We start from the raw sequence: 17,179 nt of genomic DNA, 5'->3' as shown, positions 1-17,179 counted from the left end.
GGTCATCGTCATGTCCTCGTGAGTCCTTGTGAGGCGTGCCCCCACCCACCCGCAGTGGGCGGGGGCACCCCCTCCCGGAGGGAACAACATGGCAACGCCTGCAAAGGGGCCGGCCGAAGGCCCGTGTTCCACCCTGCCGGACGGCACCGTCGAAGTCACCAAGGTGCACCCGGTGGACGAAAAGCTCCACGCCTCGCGGCTCGTCCCCGCCGCGCTCCAGCACATCGCCGCCATGTACGCCGGCGTCGTCACCCCTCCGCTCATCATCGGCCAGGCCGTCCACCTGGACACCGCCGGCCAGACCCGGCTGATCGCCGCGTCTCTGCTCATCGCCGGAGTGGCCACCCTGCTCCAGACGCTCGGCGTCAAGGGGTTCGTCGGCAACCGGCTGCCCTTCGTGAACGCCGCGTCGTCGGCGGGCATCGCGCCCATGCTGGCCATCGCCGAGACCAACGCCACCGGCGACCAACTCCCCGCCATCTACGGGGCGGTGATGGTCGCGGGCGTCTTCTGCCTCGCCATCGGACCGTTCTTCGGACGGCTCCTGCGCTTCTTCCCGCCGCTCGTCACCGGCGTCGTCATCACCCTCATCGGCGTGACCCTGATGCCCGTGCCCGTCGGCTGGGCCCAGGGCGGCGACAAGACCGCCGCCGACTACGGCGACATGCGCTACCTCGCACTCGCCGGCTTCACCCTCGTCGTGATCCTGCTGATCCAGCGCTTCGGCAAGGGCTTCGTCAAGCAAGTCGCCCTGCTCTTCGGCCTGTTGATCGGCACGCTCGCCGCGATCCCGTTCGGCATGGCCGACTTCAGCTCCATCAAGTCGGCGCCGGTGGCCGCCCTGCCGACCCCGTTCGCCTTCGGCACGCCCGAGTTCCAGCCCGCCGCGATCGTCTCGCTCTGCCTCGTCATGCTCGTCCTGATGACCGAGTCGAGCGCCGGCATGCTGGCCATCGGCGAGATCTGCGAGCGCGACTGCAATGGCAGGACCATCACGCGCGGGCTGCGCACCGACGGCATCGCCACCTTCCTCGGCCCGGTCTTCGGCGGCTTCCCCACCTCCGCCTTCGCGCAGAACGTCGGCGTCGTCTCGCTCACCAAGGTGCGCAGCCGGTACGTCGTCGCCGTCGCGGGCGGCGCCCTGCTGATCCTCGGCGCCTTCCCGGTGCTCGGCGCGGTCGTCTCGATGGTCCCCATGCCGGTTCTCGGCGGCGCGGGCATCGTCCTCTTCGGCTCCATCGCCGTCAGCGGCATCCGTACGCTGTCGGAGGCGGGCCTCGACGACAGCTCCAACATCATCCTGGTGGCCGTCTCGCTCGGCGCGGGCATCATCCCGCTCGCCGCGCCCACCTTCTACGCCGACTTCCCGGCCTGGGCGCAGACCGTGCTCGGCTCCGGCATCAGCGCCGGCGCGCTCGTCGCCGTATCGCTGAACCTCTTCTTCCACCATCTCGGCACCCGCGGCAGCGCCAGCGCGCCCGCGGCACTCAAATCCTCCTAGGGTCCTGCCGTGCCCAATCGCCACTCAAGAAATGAAGGAAGCACCATGGCACCTTCCACGGCTTCTTCTTCGGCAGACCGCATCGTCATCGAGAACGTCGCCATCGCGACGGTCGACGCCCAGGACACCGAGTACGCCTCGGGCCACATCGTCGTCGCGGGCAACGTCATCGAGTCCATCGGCGCGGGCAGCGCGCCCGAGGGCCTCGAGAACGTCGTGCGCCGCATCGACGGCACCGGCCACCTCGTCACGCCCGGCCTGGTCAACACGCACCACCACTTCTACCAGTGGATCACCCGCGGTCTGGCGACGGACCACAACCTGTTCAACTGGCTGGTGGCGCTGTACCCGACCTGGGCGCGCATCGACGAGCAGATGACGTACGCGGCCGCGCAGGGCTCCCTCGCGATGATGGCCCGCGGCGGTGTCACCACCGCGATGGATCACCACTACGTCTTCCCGCAGGGGTCGGGCGACCTCTCCGGGTCGATCATCCGTGCCGCCTCCGAGATGGGCGTGCGCTTCACCCTGGCCCGCGGCTCCATGGACCGCAGCGAGAAGGACGGCGGCCTGCCGCCGGACTTCGCCGTCGAGACCCTCGAAGGCGCCCTCGCGGCGACCGAGGAGACCGTCAAGAAGCACCACGACGCCTCCTTCGGCGCGATGACCCAGGTGGCCGTCGCCCCCTGCTCGCCGTTCTCCGTCTCCACCGAACTCCTCAAGCAGGGCGCCGAGTTGGCCCGCCGTCTCGGCGTACGGCTGCACACCCACGGCAGCGAGACGGTCGAGGAGGAGAAGTTCTGCCACGAGCTGTTCGGCATGGGCCCCACCGACTACTTCGAGTCGACGGGCTGGCTCGGTGAGGACGTGTGGATGGCGCACAGCGTCCACATGAACGACTCCGACATCGCCGCGTTCGGCCGCACGAAGACGGGTGTCGCGCACTGCCCGTCGTCCAACGCCCGCCTCGCGGCCGGCATCGCCCGCGTCCCCGACATGCTCGCCGCCGGTGTCCCGGTCGGCCTCGGCGTCGACGGCACCGCCTCCAACGAGTCCGGCGAACTCCACACCGAACTGCGCAACGCGCTCCTGATCAACCGCCTCGGCGCCCACCGCGAGGCCGCCCTGAACGCCCGTCAGGCGCTGCGCCTCGGCACGTACGGCGGCGCCCAGGTGCTGGGCAGGGCGGCGGAGATCGGCTCCCTGGAGGCCGGGAAGCTGGCCGACCTCGTGCTGTGGAAGATGGACACCCTCGCCCACTCCTCCATCCTCGACCCGGTCACCGCGCTCGTCTTCGGCGCGGCCGCCCCGGTCACCCTCTCCCTCGTCAACGGCGTACCGGTGGTGGAGGACAGCCGCCTCCTGCACGTCGACGAGGACGCCATCGCCCGCTCCACGCGGGACGAGGCGCAGCGCCTGGCGCGGATCGCCGCGCGGGCCTGACCCGAGAAGTCCGGCCGGGGAGGACGGTCCCCGGCCGGACCCGAGCAGCCGAGCGGGCTGCTCGGGTGCCGCCCCGGAACGTGGCCCAAAGCTTCACGTTCCCGGGGCGGTCCGCACTACCTGGGCGCACGACAACCGCATATCGGGTACCACCGCACGACCTTGCACCACCTCCCAGAAGCGAAAAGTGCCGGCGACCGTCCGGGACTGGAAAACAACCGGAGGAGCCGCAGTGGCGACGAAGCCCAGGTTCACCAAGCAAGGCACCACCCCCGCCGACCAGGAAGCGGGACATACCAAACATCCGGTCGACGAGACCCTGCCCCCGCTCAAGATGGCGACGACCGGCCTCCAGCACGTGGCCGCCATGTACGCGGGCGTGGTCGCGCCCCCACTCATCGTCGGCGCCTACATAGGTCTCTCGGCGAAGGACCTCACGTTCCTGACCGGCGCCTGCCTCTTCACGGCGGGCCTCGCCACCTTCCTCCAGACGCTCGGCATCTGGAAGATCGGCGCCCGGCTGCCCTTCGTCAACGGCGTGACGTTCGCGGGCGTGGCCCCGATGCTCGCCGTCGTCGACTCCACGAAGGACAAGAGCGACGCCCTGCCGATCATCTTCGGCGCGGTGATCGTCGCGGGCCTCCTCGGCTTCATCGCCGCGCCCTTCTTCTCCAAGGCGATTCGTTTCTTCCCGCCGGTCGTCACGGGTACGGTCATCACGCTCATCGGCATCTCGCTGATGCCGGTCGCCTTCGGCTGGGCCCAGGGGCCCGACGCCAAGGCCGCCGACTACGGCTCCATGAAGAACCTGGCCCTCGCCGGGATCACCCTCGTCATCGTGCTGCTGCTGCGCCGGTTCACCACCGGCTTCGTCAAGCAGATCGCGGTGCTGCTCGGCCTGGTCGTCGGCACGCTCGTCGCGATCCCGTTCGGCGTCACGGACTTCTCGCCGGTCGGCGACGCGGACATCGTCGGCTTCCCGACCCCGTTCCACTTCGGCGCCCCGCAGTTCGCCGGCGCGGCCATCGTGTCGATGATCGTCGTCATGGTCGTGTCGATGACGGAGTCGACGGCGGACATGCTCGCGCTCGGCGAGATCGTCGACCGTCCCGCCGACGAGAAGACCATCGCGGCCGGCCTGCGCGCCGACACCCTCGGCACGGCGATCAGCCCGGTCTTCAACGGCTTCATGTGCAGCGCCTTCGCCCAGAACATCGGCCTGGTGGCGATGACCAGGATCCGCAGCCGGTTCGTGGTCGCGGTCGGCGGCGGCTTCCTCGTCCTGATGGGTCTGTGCCCGATGGCCGCGTCCCTGATCGCGGTCGTGCCCCGCCCGGTCCTCGGCGGCGCGGGCGTCGTCCTCTTCGGCTCGGTCGCGGCCAGCGGTATCCAGACCCTCGTCAAGGCGGGCCTGGACAAGGACAACAACGTCCTGATCGTCGCCGTCTCGCTCGCCGTGGGCCTGATCCCCATCGCGGCGCCGGAGTTCTACCACGCGTTCCCGGAGCGCGCGAAGATCATCCTGGACTCGGGCATCTCCACCGGCTGCGTCGCGGCGGTCCTGCTCAACCTGGTCTTCAACCACCTGGGCCGCGGACGCGAAGCGGACGACGTGACGGCCCCGATGGAGTCGGGCGGGGCGATCGCGGAGCAGCGCACGACGTCCGCCGCCGCGCACTGACCCGCCGGACCCGCCCTCGACCGTCCTCTTCCGCAAGGCCGACGCCGCTCCCGAGATCCGGGGGCGGCGTCGGTGCTGTCCGGGCTCCTTCGGGGGTGCTGGTCAGCCGATGTGGTAACTGTCCCCGTAGACCTTCCAGTCCAGCGGCGGGTCCAGGTTCAGGTTGCCCTTCTGCAGGAACACGCGCTGGGCGGTGTCGACGCGGCTGGTGTCGCTGTGCGCCTCCTCCTGCTTCATCGCCCACACCCGCGCGTCGAGGAAGGCGTTCAGCCAGGTGGTCTCGTCGCCGCCCTGCGCCGGCGGCTTCGCCTGGCCCAGGGCGCGCTTGCGGATGCCGGAGAAGCTCGTCGGGTCGCCTCCGTCGCCGTGCATCACGATGGCGTCGTAGTACGTGAACTGGCCGAGCGTGCCGACCCCGTCGGCCTTGCCCTGCTCGACCGCCGGGTTGAAGTACACCCGGTCGCGCTCGTCGTTCTGCGCCTGCTGGAACGCGGAGTCCTGGGCCGCCTTCGCCCAGTCCTTCGGGAAGTCCGGGTCCAGGCCGTCGTGCGAGTCGCTGCCGTCGACGTCGCGCAGCGCGGGCAGGTACTTCGCGAGGACGTTGCCGGGCTTGCGTTCGGCGTAGAGCTCGACGAGGTCGAGCATGTCGTGGGTGCCGGAGCAGAAGCCGATGATCCCGGCGGTGTAGCCGCGGCCGTCGCCGATGTCCTCGATGTACTCGTACTGGGCCTTCCAGTCGAGCGAGGAGTTCTCCGCGCTCGACACCAGCTTCATGGCGATCTCCTTCTTCGCCGGATCGTCGACCCCGGCGGCGGCGACCGGAGCCGCGCCGGCGAGCTGGGTGGTCAGCAGCGGGGCCGCTACGGCCGTGGCCCCGAGGAGGGCGAGCATGGTGCGACGGGAGGGGCGGGAGGTGCGTATGTGGGGGGTGGGCACGGGTCCTCCAGAGGGGAGTTCGTCGTTCCGTCGACTGTTAGGAAGGTTTCCTACCAGAAATTCGGCGTGACGTATACCCGTCAAGGCGGCCCGGGGTGCGGGGAGTTGGGCGTGCGGGCGGCCGGCGGGAGCGGCCGCCGGGCACTACAGGCCGAAGACGGCGGGGTCCTGCGCGAGCTCCTTGAAGATCTCCCCGGGGTGCGCCACCAGCTTGCGCCGGTCGAGGTCCAGCACGCCGCCCACGCCGGTGATCTCGGCCGACAGGGTGCCGTCGGTCCGCCGGATCGCCTGGAGCACGCGGAACGTCTTGCCCTCGCCCCACTCGAAGACGCACTCCACGTCCACGGCGTCGCCCGCGCGCAGCTCCCGCAGGTAGCGGATGGTCGTCTCCAGCACGACGGGACCCACCCGCCGCGCGAGCAGATCGTGCTGCTCGATGCCGCCGCGCCGCAGCATCTCCCACCGGGCGTGCTCCGCGTACTGCAGGTACACCGCCTGGTTGAGATGGCCCTGCGTGTCGGTCTCGTACCCGCGTACCTCGACCCGGACGGAGAACGGCTCTGTCACGATGATCCTCTCGACGACCAGGTGAACCTGGTGGTGGGCCGACCTGAGCGCTCGCTCAGGTCCGGTCGACGGGTTCAACCGGGCGCCGCCGCCCGGCATTCCGCACCGGGACGCCCGGCTCAGGTCCGTCTCGGTGAGGCCAGCAGATAGCGGCCGCCGCGCGGCCGCGCGTGCTCGCTCACCTGCCAGCCCGCCCGGCGGAGCGCCTCCGCGCAGGCCGTGAGGGCGGCGGGCTCGGGATGCCGGACGGCGACGGCCTCGGGCTGCGGGGTGTCCGTCACCCGGTAGCCGGGCAGCGTCTCTGTCGCCGGGACACAGCCCGCCGCCTCCAGGGCGAGGGCCGCGGAGTGCGCGAGGCGGCCCCGCTCCCACACACACGGCCGGTCGGTCGCCCCGTCCGGATGCGTCATCCGGCGTATCTCCAGCAGCCCCTGCCAGGCCGTGCGCACCTCACGGGCCCGCGCCGGCGTGGCGACGGCGTCCGGCTCACCGCCCAGCCGCGCCGTGAAGACCCCGCCCGGCGCGGACGGCTCCGCCGCGGGCTCCGGGCGCGGTCCGGTTGGTGGCGCCGCGTCGGCGGCCTCGCGGATCCGGTGGCCCGCCGGCGTCAGGAAGTGGTCGTGCGGCGGCCGGGGGTGCCGGAACGCGAGGCGCAGCGCGACGAGCCGCGCGAGCTGGGTCCCGGTCCCGGTGATCCGGCCCGTCTCCGGCTCGGCGGCCTCGATGACGCGCCGCTGTGCGGCGGTCGGCGGTCTGGTCATGGCACACCCCCGTCTCGGGAGTGCCGTCGGCCGCGGACTCCCTGCCGACGATGGTGCACGACCGGACTGACAACGGCCTCAGGGCCGCAGGTTCCAGCCCGAGATCACGGGCCTGCCGTGCTCGAAGGTCAGCCGGCTCACCGTGCCGGTCGACAGCAGGAAGTGGGCACCGCCCGACGGCGGCAGCCCCAGCCGGCGCGCGGTCAGCACCCGCAGGAAGTGACCGTGCGAGACGAGCACCACGCTGCCCTCGTTGTTGGCGAGGGCCGCGTCGACCTTGGACAGCATCCGGTCGGCCCGCGCCCCCACCTCCTCGGGCGTCTCACCGGGATGCTCCGGCGGCCCCTCCGGCACCCCGTCGTCGAAGAGGAACCAGTCGGGCCGCGTGCGCTGGATCTCCCGCGTGGTCACGCCCTCGTAGGCGCCGTAGTCCCATTCGACCAGGTCGTGATCGACGGTGACACGGGAGAGGCCGGCCAGTTCGGCGGTCTCCCGCGCGCGCTGCAGCGGGCTGACGAAGACGGCGCCCACGTGGTAGCTGCCGACGAGCGGCGCGACCCGGCGCGCCTCCTCCCGACCGTTCTCGGTCAGCGGGAGGTCGGTGAGGCCGGTGTGCTGGCCCGTCAGGGCCCACTCGGTCTCGCCGTGCCGGACAAGGAGCAGGTCACCCAAGGCGCGCACCGTTCTGTCAGGGTCCGAAATGGTTCACAGGACATGCAAGGGACATTCTCGCTGGAACCGTACCCGGGGCGCGCGTCACCGCAGGCAGCGGGGATTGTCCGACCCGGCCCGTAAGGTTTCAGAGATCGAACGGATCGTAGGGATCGAGCGGGCCGAGCGGGTCCGCCGAGCGCAGAGAGAGGAGGCCGGGTCGCCGTGCCGGAACTGCCGGGTGCCGTGCTGCGCGCCGCCGCCGTCTTCCTGCCCGCGCCGCTGCCGCGCGAGGGCCGGATCGCGTTCTGGTCCCCGGACGACCCGGCGGGCCTGCCGGGCGCCGACGCGGAGATCGCCGTGGTGCGGCCGCACGGAGCGGGCGTGCGCAGCCGCCAGGTGCCCGCCCTCGTCCTGCCCGTCGTCGACGCGCTGCCCCTGCTGGTGCGGGCCCGCCGCACCGCGGGCGCCCACCCCGCCGCCGCGGCCTGGGGCGCGGCCGCCGCGCACGCGCTGCATCTCGTCGCCCGCGGCCGGCTGCTGCCCGGACTCACCGCGTCCGACCACGACGCCTGGCGCGCGGGCCCGCTCGACGAGGACGACGTCGCCCAGCTCAAGGGGATCGCCGCCGCCCTGCCGCCCGAGGGCTTCGCCGTGCCGGTGGCCGGCCGCAGGCCCGTCCAGGTGCCCGATCCGCAGGCGCTGGTGCGGGCGTTCCTCGACGCCGTGGCCGACGCGCTGCCGCGCACCCCGGCGGCGGCGCACGCGGCGGGCGCCCCGTTCGCCGCCGCCGCCGCACAGCACATCCCGCAGGCGCGGCCCTGGGCGGTGGAGGCGGCCGCCGGGCTCGACGCGGGCGTGAAGATCTCCCTCCGGCTCGACCTGTCGAACAAGGACCTGTTCGACACCGAGGACCCCGCAGAGGGCGCCGACGACGGCACCGGCGCCCCGCCCGCCCCCGAGGCGCGCCGCGCGGGGACCGCCGTCGTACAGGTGCACAGCCTCGCCGACCCCACGCGCGTGGTCGACGCCGCACACCTGTGGGCGGGCGACGCCGACGACCACTTCGGGCCGCGCGCCCGGATCGACGCCGTGCTCGCGGTGCGCCGGGCGGTCGCCGCCTGGCCGCCACTCGGCCGCCTCCTGGAGCAGGACGTCCCCGACGTGCTGGCCCTCGCCGAGAGCGAGCTGATCGACCTGCTCGGGCCCGGCGCGGCGCGGCTCGCCAAGGCCGGTGTCTCCCTGCACTGGCCGCGCGAGCTGGCCCGCTCGCTGACCGCCACCGCCGTGGTGCGCGCGCGGACCGCGCCGGGCTCGGCGACCGACGGCACGACGTTCTTCGACGCCGACGACCTGATGGCGTTCAACTGGCAGCTGGCGCTCGACGGCGACCCGCTGACCGAGCGGGAGATGGACCGGCTCGCCGAGTCGCACCGGGCCGTCGTCCGGCTCCGCGACCAGTGGGTGGTCGTCGACCCCGACCTCGTCCGCAAGGCACGCAAGCGGGAGCTGGGCCTCCTCCAGCCCGTCGACGCCCTCGCGGTCGCCCTCACCGGGGAGGCCGAGGTCGACGGCGAGCGGGTCGCCGCCGTGCCCACCGGACGCCTCGCCGAGCTGCGCGACCGGCTCACCCGGGGCCTCGACACGGTCGAGCCGCCGCCCGCCCTGCGCGCCACCCTGCGCGACTACCAACTGCGCGGCCTCGCCTGGCTCGACCTCATGACCTCGCTCGGACTCGGCGGCTGCCTCGCCGACGACATGGGCCTCGGCAAGACGGTCACCCTCATCGCGCTGCACCTGCGCCGCGACCGGCCGCAGCCCACCCTCGTCGTCTGCCCCGCGTCGCTGCTCGGCAACTGGCAGCGCGAGATCGAGAGGTTCGCGCCCGGCGTCCCCGTCCGCCGCTTCCACGGCGCCGACCGCAGCCTCGACGACGGCACCGGAGGCTTCGTCCTCACCACCTACGGCACCCTGCGCACCCGCGCCGCCGACCTCGCCGGGCACGACTGGGGCATGGTCGTCGCCGACGAGGCACAGCACGTCAAGAACCCCAACTCGGCGACGGCGAAGGCCCTGCGCACCATCGACACCCCCGCGCGCGTGGCCCTCACCGGCACCCCGGTGGAGAACAACCTGTCGGAGCTGTGGGCGCTGCTCGACTGGACGACCCCCGGCCTGCTCGGCCCGCTCAAGGCCTTCCGCGCCCGGCACGCGCGGGCCGTCGAGGGCGAGGGCCCGCTGGAGAACCCCGAGGCGATCGAGCGCCTGTCCCGGCTGGTCCGCCCCTTCATCCTGCGCCGCAAGAAGTCCGACCCGGGCATCGTCCCCGAGCTGCCGCCCAAGACCGAGTCCGACCACCCTGCGCCGCTCACCCGCGAGCAGGCCTCGCTCTACGAAGCGGTCGTCCGCGAGTCCATGGCGCAGATCGAGGAAGCCGAGGGCATCGGCCGCCGCGGCCTCATCATGAAGCTGCTGACCTCCCTGAAGCAGGTGTGCAACCACCCCGCCCAGTACCTGAAGGAGGGCGAGCAGACCCGCCCGCGCCTGATCGGACGCTCCGGCAAGCTCGCCCTGCTGGACGAGCTGCTGGACACGATCCTCGCCGAAGGAGGTTCCGGCGGCTCGGTGCTGGTCTTCACCCAGTACGTGTCCATGGCCCGCCTCCTGTCCACCCACCTGACCACCCGCGCGATCCCCAGCCAGCTGCTGCACGGCGGCACCCCGGTCGCCGAGCGCGAGCGCATGGTGGACCGGTTCCAGTCCGGCGAGATCCCCGTCTTCCTGCTGTCCCTGAAGGCGGCGGGCACCGGACTCAACCTCACGCGCGCGGGCCATGTCGTCCACTTCGACCGCTGGTGGAACCCGGCGGTGGAGGAGCAGGCCACCGACCGGGCCTACCGCATCGGCCAGACCCAGCCCGTGCAGGTGCACCGGCTCATCACCGAGGGCACGGTCGAGGACCGGATCGCCGAACTGCTCGCGGCCAAGCGGGCCCTGGCGGACGCCGTCCTCGGCTCCGGCGAGGCGGCGCTCACCGAACTGACCGACCGTGAGCTGAGCGATCTCGTATCGCTGAGGAGGGGGCCGGAATGAGACGCGGCGACACCGGACGTCCCGGCGCCCACATCCCCGGCCGGGCCCGGGCGGCCGAGCAGGCGCAGGCCCGGCACACCGACGGCCGGCGCACCTTCCCGCCGCTGCCGCCGCGCGCGCAGACCGGCGACGCGGCGCTGACCTGGTGGGGGAACGCGTGGGTGGACGCCCTGGAGGACACCGCCCTCGACCCGGCCCGCCTCGCCCGCGGCCGGACCTACGCGGACCGCGGCCACGTCGACGCGATCACCGTCACACCGGGCCGCGCCGTCGCCTACGTGCACGGCTCCCGCCCCCGCCCCTACCGGGCCGAACTGCGCCTGCGCCCGCTCTCCGACGAGGCCTGGGACCGCTTCCTCGACACGGCGGCCGCCCGCCCCGACCACATGGCCTCCCTGCTCGACAAGGACGTGCCGCACGCGCTCGCCGCCGTCGTCGACCTGCTGCCGACCGCCGACGACCTGACACCCGAGTGCACCTGCCCCGACCGCGCCCACCCGTGCAAGCACGCGGCGGCGCTCTGCTACCAGACGGCGCGGCTCCTCGACGAGGACCCGTTCGTGCTGTTCCTGCTGCGCGGACGCGGCGAGCAGGAACTGCTCACGTCGCTGACCCGGCGCAACGCCACGCACACGGCGGCGGAGCAGACCGGCGCGGCGGCCCCCGGGATCGACACGGTCCCCGCCCGCGACGTCTTCGCGCCCCGCGCCGAACTCCCCCCGCTCCCACCGGAGTTCCCCGCCCCGGACCACCCCGAGCGGCCGCCGTCCTACCCGCAGCACCCGCAGGGCCCCGACCCGCTCGCCCTCGATCTGCTGGCCACCGAGGCGGGCGCCCGCGCGCACGCCCTGCTCACCACCGGCAGCGACCCGATCGCCGGGCTCACCCCGTGGCAGGACGCCGTCCGCGTCGCCGCGGGACACCCCGGCTCGGGGCTCACCGCCGCCACCCGCACGCTCTACGCCTCGCTCTCCCGCGGCACCGGCCGCACCCCCGCCGACCTGGCCCGCGCCGTCGCCGCCTGGCGCCAGGGCGGCCTCGAGGGGCTCTCGGTCCTGGAGGAGGAGTGGGACCCGCCCGCCGGCCCCTTCGACCGGGCCCGCCCGGCGCTGCTCGCCCAGGGCCACCCGGAGTTCCGCCCCCGCCGCAACCACCTCTCCACACCGTCGGTCCAACTCCGCCTCGGCCGCGACGGCTTGTGGTACGGCTACGAGTCCGACCCGGGCCGCGACGACTGGTGGCCCCGCGGCGACCCGGCCCGGGACCCGGTGACGGCCCTGGACACCGTCCTCGGCCGCTGAGGCCCGCCACACGCTCTACGAGCGGCCCAACTCCTCGGCCCAGGAGCGCAGCCGCACGAAATCCGCGGTCCGCAGGCCGTGCCGGGGATGGACGGTGAGCAGCAGCGCGGGCGCCCCGTGACGCTCGGCCACGTACGCCACGTCGGCGTCGGTCACCATGTCGTCGACCCAGGCGAAGGGCCGCCCGGCCGCCCACTCCACGAGCGTCCGCGTCTTCCAGTACAGACCGTCCGGATCGGTCGCGAACAGCCGCGGCCACTCGATGACCGGCAGATCCCGCGGCAGCCCGACCGCGGGCGCGATCATCTCGTTCGCCTCGTGCATCCAGGTCGTGGCCCAGGCCAGCTCGTACGGCAGCGCCCGCAGCAGCGCCCCGTGCCCCGGGTGCAGCACCACGCGCAGCCCCCGCCGGTGCCGGCGCGAGCCCGGCTCCTGCCGCGACATCCAGTTCGAGGGCTTCAGCCGGTGCGCGCGATAGCCGCGCAGCCGGGCGAACCGGTCCGCGTACGGGTTGAGCGGGCCGTCCACGTCGAGCAGCAGCAGCGGCTTGTCCGTCATGGGGAAGAGGTGCCCGCGCGGAGGTGTTCGTACGCGCTCAGCGCACCGTCGGGGCCGCCGCCGACACGAACGCGTCCAGCGTCCGCTTCGACTGCTGGGAGCGCCGGTCACGGTCGTCCGCGTCGGTCGCCTCGTGCAGACAGTTCACGAACTCGAAGGACTGCTCGGCGAGTTGACGCAAGCGTGCGTCGTCGCAGATCAGCTGTACGCGGGTGAGCGCGGACCGGGCGGTGATCCGCGCCTCGTACGACGTGAACCGGGAGGCGTCCACGACCGCCTCCGGCGCGTTCTCGTGCGACCGGAACCAGCGGTCGTTCTGGCTGCGCCGGTAGTCGTGCAGCGCGCCCGCGAACGCGCTGTAGGTGGAGATCCGCTCCTGCCGCACCTGCTCGGCGCGCGCCAGCTCCGCGCTGCGCACGCTCGCCCGCCCCTGGAAGAAGTGGGTGACCACCGAGCCGAGCAGGGTGCCGAGCACCGCTATCAGAGCCGCGTCCACCGTTGTCGTACTCCCTCAACGCGCCGTTAATTCAGTCGATTTCACGTCCGCCGACTCGCTACCGTCACAGACGTGTCCACGAAACTCAACCAGATCATCGCTGTCGAGAAGGGCGTGAAGGCCAAGGCCCACCAGGACCTCGCGACAGCCCACCACGGACTGCAGAAGGCGCCGCTGCTCGCCGGCATCGCGCGCACGTACCAGCCCAAGGACGAGGAGGGCGAGCAGCTGCCTCCCGAGTCGACCCGGGTGCAGGTGCGGGCCGAGGACGTGCTGAAGCAGACCGCCACGTCGCTGACCCGCCTGTTCGACGTGACCGCCACGAAGGACTGGGCGAACTGCGAGGCGCGCGCCGACGTGACCGTCGACGGGCAGGTGCTCATCGGCCGGGCCCCGGTCTCGTATCTCCTGTTCCTGGAGAAGCAGTTGACCGACCTCGCCGCCCTCGTGCGCAAGCTGCCCGTGCTCGACGCCGCCGAGTCGTGGACGCAGGACCCGTCGACCGACGACTGGCGCACCGAGCCGGTGCGGACCGTCCGCACGAAGAAGGTGCCGCGCAACCACGTGAAGGCGGAGGCCACCGAGAAGCACCCGGCGCAGGTCGAGGTGTACTACGAGGACGTGCCGGTCGGGTACTGGACGACGGTGAAGTTCTCGGGCGCCCTGCCCGCCCGCCGCGTGTCGCAGCTCCTCGACCGGGTCGAGAAGGTGCAGCAGGCGGTCAAGTTCGCCCGCGAGGAGGCGAACGCGTCGGAGGTCACCGACCAGCGGGCCGGCGACCCGATCTTCGGGTACCTCTTCGGCTGAGCCGCCGGCACGGTCCCGATACCGTGAAGACTCCCCGGGCGTCACCGCGTGACGGTGGCGGCCGGGGTGCGCGAGGAGCGCAAAGCTGAAACTGAGCCTTGTCGTGAACAGCGCGGTGCGCACGGAGAAGTGCGTACCGTCGTCAATCTCAGACTCTCGCTCCAGACTCAGCATGCGCCGCTCGTCGCCGGAGTGCGGGTCCCCGGGCCCGATCCCGTAGTGCCGGTTCGAATCCGGCCCGCCCAGCTCGATGGGCGGTGGTCCAACGGCAGGACGCGGGACTTGTGAGACTGACCGGGGTCCAGGCGGTCCGGCGCGACATGAGCGGCATTCCAGGTGCCGGGGGCAGGCTACGCCTCCGGCACCGCCGCACGTCGGGGGACGAGCGACATGCCGCGTCCCGCGAAGAACTCCGCGAACCGCTCCACCGGCAGCGACGCGGTGCGGGTCGCCTCGTCCGTGCCCGACGGATTGTGGAAGTGATAGCCGGACCCGTCCGCCGTACGGGCCGTGACCAGGACCAGATGACCGCCCCTGCCGGGCGCCGGCTCGTGCGGGCGGCGGATCGCGTAGTGGACGGAGGCGATGACGAGCCGGCCCGCGTCGAGGAGCGCGCCGATGCCGTCCGCCGCCAGCTCCCGGTGCACCGCCGCCTCGACGCCGTGCTCCTGGCGCAGGTACGCCACGGCCGGCGCGTAGATCATTCCGTGGATGTCACCGTCGGTGTCCACCGTGTACGCGCCGAACTTCAGCGCACCGTCGCGCAGTTGGAAGAGGGACGGCGCTCCGGCACCGAGCGCCATCCGCAGACAGGTCGCCCCGCACAGATGCCCGCACCAGCGGGTGTAGTCCTCGACCGTCGCCGCGCCCGAGTCGGCCCACGCGGGGTCCAGGGCCCGGTCGAACCCCTCGTTCACGATGGGCCCGACGAGCTCGGGCGAGGCGAACTGGGTGTGGCTCGGGTACGGACAGGTGGTGCAGGAGGTCACTGACGGTATCCGCTCAGGAAGCGCCCGATCCGGCTGATCGCGGCGTCGAGATCGTCAGCGTAGGGGAGGGTGAGGATCCGGAAGTGGTCGGGACGCGGCCAGTTGAAGCCCGTGCCCTGCACCACCTGGATCTTCTCGCGCAGCAGCAGATCGAGGACGAACTTCTCGTCGTCGACGATGGGGTGCACCTTCGGGTCCAGGCGCGGGAACGCGTAGAGCGAGCCCTTGGGCTTGACGCAGCTGACGCCCGGGATCTCGTTGAGCTTCTCCCACGCCTTGTCGCGCTGCTCGCGCAACCGGCCCCCGGGGGCGGTCAGTTCATGGATGGACTGGCGGCCGCCGAGTGCGGCCTGGATGGCGTACTGGGCCGGCGCGTTCGGGCACAGCCGCATGGAGGCCAGCATCGTCAGGCCCTCCAGATAGCTCTTCGCGTGCTGCTTCGGCCCGGTGATCACCAGCCAGCCCGAGCGGAACCCGGCCACCCGATACGTCTTCGAAAGACCGCAGAAGGTGAGGACGACCAGGTCGGGGGCGAGGGCGGCGGCGCTGTGGTGGACGGCGTCGTCGTACAGGATCTGGTCGTAGATCTCGTCCGCGAAGACCATCAGTCCGTGGCGGCGGGCGAGGTCGAGGATGCCCTCGACGATCTCCTTGGGGTAGACGGCGCCGGTGGGGTTGTTGGGGTTGATGATGACGACCGCCCTGGTGCGGTCGGTGATCTTCGACTCCATGTCGGCGAGGTCCGGGTACCACTCGGCCTGCTCGTCGCACAGATAGTGCACGGCCTTGCCGCCGGAGAGCGTCGTGACCGCGGTCCACAGGGGGAAGTCCGGTGCGGGGACGAGGACTTCGTCGCCGTCCTCGATCAGCGCCTGTACGGCCATGGAGACCAGCTCCGACACGCCGTTGCCCAGGAAGACGTCCTCGACGTCGACCTCCAGGCCGAGCGTCTGGTAGCGCTGGGCGACCGCGCGGCGGGCCGAGAGGATGCCGCGCGAGTCGGTGTACCCGTGCGCCTGCGGAAGCATCCGGATCATGTCCTGGACGATCTCCTCGGGCGCCTCGAAGCCGAAGAGCGCGGGGTTTCCGGTGTTCAGGCGCAGGACGCTGTGGCCCGCCTCCTCCAGCGCGTTGGCGTGCTCGATCACCGGGCCGCGGATCTCGTAGCAGACCTCGCTCAGCTTGCTCGACTGCCGGAACTCCATGCGCTTGCCCTCCAGGCGGACCAGGTGTCACTGTGCTGAACCGTTGTTACTTGGTTTTACCAAGTGGACGCTTGGAAAGTCCAACAAGTTGCATAGACTGCGAGCCATGCCACGCCGAAGCTACGACCAGTACTGCGCAGCGGCCCGCGCTCTCGACTCCGTCGGGGACCGCTGGACCCTCCTGATCGTGCGCGAACTCCTCGCCGGGCCGCGCCGCTACACCGATCTGCACGCCGACCTTCCCGGCGTCAGTACGGACATGCTGGCCTCGCGGCTGAAGGACATGGAGCGCGACGGGCTCGCGGCCCGGCGGCGGCTCGGTGCGCCCGCTTCGGTGTACGTGTATGAACTCACCCCGCGCGGGCGGGGGTTGCTGCCGGTGCTCCAGGCGCTGGGGGAGTGGGGCGCGGCCGATCTCGCCGAGCGGCGGCCCACCGACGCGGTGCGGGCGCATTGGCTGGCCCTGCCGTTGTTGCGGCAGTTGGAGGCGCTCGGGGAAGTGGGGGTCGTCGAGGTGCGGGTGGATGAAGGGGAGTTCCACCTGCGGTTGGGCGGGGAGCCGGTGTACGGGGACGGTCCCCTGGGGGGCGGGGTTGCTGATGTGCGGCTGGAGTTGGACGCGGAGGTGTGCGGGGCCGTTGCCCGGGGGGAGGTCGGGGTGGTGGAGGCAGCGCGTGCCGGGCGGGTCGCCGTCTCGGGTGACGGCGCCCTGGCCAAGCGGCTCCTCGCCGCGGACGCCTGACGACTTCGTAGCCGGGCGCGCCCCGGCGGGGCTTCTCGCGCAGTTCCCCGCGCCCCTGTGCCGTCCGTCACGCGCGGCTCTCGCCGTGGCTGGTCGCGCAGTTCCCCGCGCCCCTGAGATGCGCACTGCGTGCGCCATCTCATCAAGAGAGGCGCGCCCCGTCCGGCACCTCGACAGAGAGGCGCGCCCCATGCGGCGCCTCGGCAGAGAGGCGCGCCCCGTCCGGCGCTTCGACAAGGAGGCGCGGCGGAGTCGCAGCCTCAGGGGAGGCGGCGCGCAGCGCCTGCCTCAGGGGCGCGGGGAACTGCGCGGGAAGGGGCCACCGGCCGGCTGTCGACCGACAACCGGAAAAGAGGGGCGCGGGGAACTGCGCGGGAAGGGGCCACCGGCCGGCTGTCGACCGACAACCGGAAAAGAGGGGCGCGGGGAACTGCGCGGGAAGGGGCCA

At 72.4% G+C, this 17,179-nt stretch carries 15 protein-coding genes; 7 read left to right on the top strand and 8 right to left on the bottom strand.

All coding sequences use genetic code 11. The features are described 5' to 3' along the window. Positions 1-88: 88 nt before the first annotated feature. The 3 genes from ABZ930_RS29870 (at position 89) to ABZ930_RS29860 (ending at position 4,625) form a co-directional block, all read left to right on the top strand. Positions 89-1,501, top strand: a complete 1,413-nt coding sequence (locus tag ABZ930_RS29870; protein WP_361554386.1) for a nucleobase:cation symporter-2 family protein — start codon at positions 89-91, stop codon at positions 1,499-1,501. 45 nt (positions 1,502-1,546) lie between these two features. Then, entirely contained in the window at positions 1,547-2,944 is a 1,398-nt protein-coding gene (locus ABZ930_RS29865) for an 8-oxoguanine deaminase (protein ID WP_361554383.1), read from the top strand. 334 nt (positions 2,945-3,278) lie between these two features. Then, positions 3,279-4,625 (top strand): nucleobase:cation symporter-2 family protein, encoded by a 1,347-nt coding sequence (locus tag ABZ930_RS29860; protein ID WP_361554509.1) that lies wholly within the window; start codon positions 3,279-3,281, stop codon positions 4,623-4,625. 102 nt (positions 4,626-4,727) lie between these two features. Here ABZ930_RS29860 and ABZ930_RS29855 read toward each other — a convergent pair whose 3' ends face one another. The 4 genes from ABZ930_RS29855 to ABZ930_RS29840 form a co-directional block, all read right to left on the bottom strand. Beyond that, positions 4,728-5,516: a chitosanase gene (locus ABZ930_RS29855; protein WP_361554506.1), complete on the bottom strand. Its 789-nt coding sequence runs from the start codon at positions 5,514-5,516 to the stop codon at positions 4,728-4,730. 189 nt (positions 5,517-5,705) lie between these two features. After that, on the bottom strand, positions 5,706-6,128 hold the full coding sequence (locus ABZ930_RS29850; RefSeq protein ID WP_361554380.1) for a thioesterase family protein: 423 nt from the start codon (positions 6,126-6,128) through the stop codon (positions 5,706-5,708). 119 nt (positions 6,129-6,247) lie between these two features. Further along, a complete protein-coding gene (locus tag ABZ930_RS29845; protein WP_361554377.1) occupies positions 6,248-6,889 on the bottom strand; it encodes a hypothetical protein in 642 nt (213 codons plus the stop codon). Between the two features lie 78 nt (positions 6,890-6,967). Next, positions 6,968-7,561: a histidine phosphatase family protein gene (locus ABZ930_RS29840; protein WP_361554374.1), complete on the bottom strand. Its 594-nt coding sequence runs from the start codon at positions 7,559-7,561 to the stop codon at positions 6,968-6,970. Between the two features lie 204 nt (positions 7,562-7,765). Between ABZ930_RS29840 and ABZ930_RS29835 the strand changes: the two genes are divergently transcribed. Together ABZ930_RS29835 and ABZ930_RS29830 are read left to right on the top strand one after the other, a co-directional pair. Then, positions 7,766-10,633, top strand: coding sequence for a DEAD/DEAH box helicase (locus ABZ930_RS29835; protein ID WP_361554371.1), 2,868 nt, complete (start codon positions 7,766-7,768; stop codon positions 10,631-10,633). Continuing rightward, on the top strand, positions 10,630-11,934 hold the full coding sequence (locus ABZ930_RS29830; protein ID WP_361554368.1) for an SWIM zinc finger family protein: 1,305 nt from the start codon (positions 10,630-10,632) through the stop codon (positions 11,932-11,934). The genes ABZ930_RS29835 and ABZ930_RS29830 overlap by 4 nt, the downstream gene beginning before the upstream one ends. A gap of 15 nt (positions 11,935-11,949) precedes the next feature. Here ABZ930_RS29830 and ABZ930_RS29825 read toward each other — a convergent pair whose 3' ends face one another. Together ABZ930_RS29825 and ABZ930_RS29820 are read right to left on the bottom strand one after the other, a co-directional pair. Then, positions 11,950-12,492, bottom strand: a complete 543-nt coding sequence (locus tag ABZ930_RS29825; protein ID WP_361554365.1) for a hypothetical protein — start codon at positions 12,490-12,492, stop codon at positions 11,950-11,952. Between the two features lie 37 nt (positions 12,493-12,529). Continuing rightward, complete coding sequence (locus ABZ930_RS29820) at positions 12,530-12,988, bottom strand: hypothetical protein (RefSeq protein ID WP_361554362.1); 459 nt, start codon at positions 12,986-12,988, stop codon at positions 12,530-12,532. A gap of 72 nt (positions 12,989-13,060) precedes the next feature. Here ABZ930_RS29820 and ABZ930_RS29815 point away from each other — a divergent pair, with 72 nt between their 5' ends. Beyond that, positions 13,061-13,795, top strand: a complete 735-nt coding sequence (locus tag ABZ930_RS29815) for a hypothetical protein (protein ID WP_361554359.1) — start codon at positions 13,061-13,063, stop codon at positions 13,793-13,795. A gap of 350 nt (positions 13,796-14,145) precedes the next feature. Here the strand turns inward: ABZ930_RS29815 and ABZ930_RS29810 are convergent, their stop codons facing one another. Beyond that, entirely contained in the window at positions 14,146-14,784 is a 639-nt protein-coding gene (locus ABZ930_RS29810) for a peptidase (protein WP_361554356.1), read from the bottom strand. Further along, positions 14,781-15,989, bottom strand: coding sequence for a pyridoxal phosphate-dependent aminotransferase (locus ABZ930_RS29805; RefSeq protein ID WP_361554353.1), 1,209 nt, complete (start codon positions 15,987-15,989; stop codon positions 14,781-14,783). The genes ABZ930_RS29810 and ABZ930_RS29805 overlap by 4 nt, the downstream gene beginning before the upstream one ends. 106 nt (positions 15,990-16,095) lie before the next feature. Between ABZ930_RS29805 and ABZ930_RS29800 the strand changes: the two genes are divergently transcribed. After that, positions 16,096-16,731, top strand: a complete 636-nt coding sequence (locus ABZ930_RS29800; protein ID WP_361554350.1) for a helix-turn-helix domain-containing protein — start codon at positions 16,096-16,098, stop codon at positions 16,729-16,731. Positions 16,732-17,179: the final 448 nt, after the last annotated feature.

This window comes from Streptomyces sp. NPDC046716 (assembly GCF_040645755.1).
Classification (GTDB): domain Bacteria; phylum Actinomycetota; class Actinomycetes; order Streptomycetales; family Streptomycetaceae; genus Streptomyces.
Note: the sequence above shows the minus strand (reverse complement) of the source record. Positions and strands in the feature narration are given on the sequence as shown.

Bases quoted from the DNA above. Each gene is read 5' to 3' on its own strand.
- ABZ930_RS29870 (WP_361554386.1), top strand. From the start codon at position 89: ATGGCAACGCCTGCAAAGGGGCCGGCCGAAGGCCCGTGTTCCACCCTG.
- ABZ930_RS29865 (WP_361554383.1), top strand. From the start codon at position 1,547: ATGGCACCTTCCACGGCTTCTTCTTCGGCAGACCGCATCGTCATCGAG.
- ABZ930_RS29860 (WP_361554509.1), top strand. From the start codon at position 3,279: ATGGCGACGACCGGCCTCCAGCACGTGGCCGCCATGTACGCGGGCGTG.
- ABZ930_RS29855 (WP_361554506.1), bottom strand. From the start codon at position 5,516: ATGCTCGCCCTCCTCGGGGCCACGGCCGTAGCGGCCCCGCTGCTGACC.
- ABZ930_RS29845 (WP_361554377.1), bottom strand. From the start codon at position 6,889: ATGACCAGACCGCCGACCGCCGCACAGCGGCGCGTCATCGAGGCCGCC.
- ABZ930_RS29830 (WP_361554368.1), top strand. From the start codon at position 10,630: ATGAGACGCGGCGACACCGGACGTCCCGGCGCCCACATCCCCGGCCGG.
- ABZ930_RS29825 (WP_361554365.1), bottom strand. From the start codon at position 12,492: ATGACGGACAAGCCGCTGCTGCTGCTCGACGTGGACGGCCCGCTCAAC.
- ABZ930_RS29805 (WP_361554353.1), bottom strand. From the start codon at position 15,989: ATGGAGTTCCGGCAGTCGAGCAAGCTGAGCGAGGTCTGCTACGAGATC.
- ABZ930_RS29800 (WP_361554350.1), top strand. From the start codon at position 16,096: ATGCCACGCCGAAGCTACGACCAGTACTGCGCAGCGGCCCGCGCTCTC.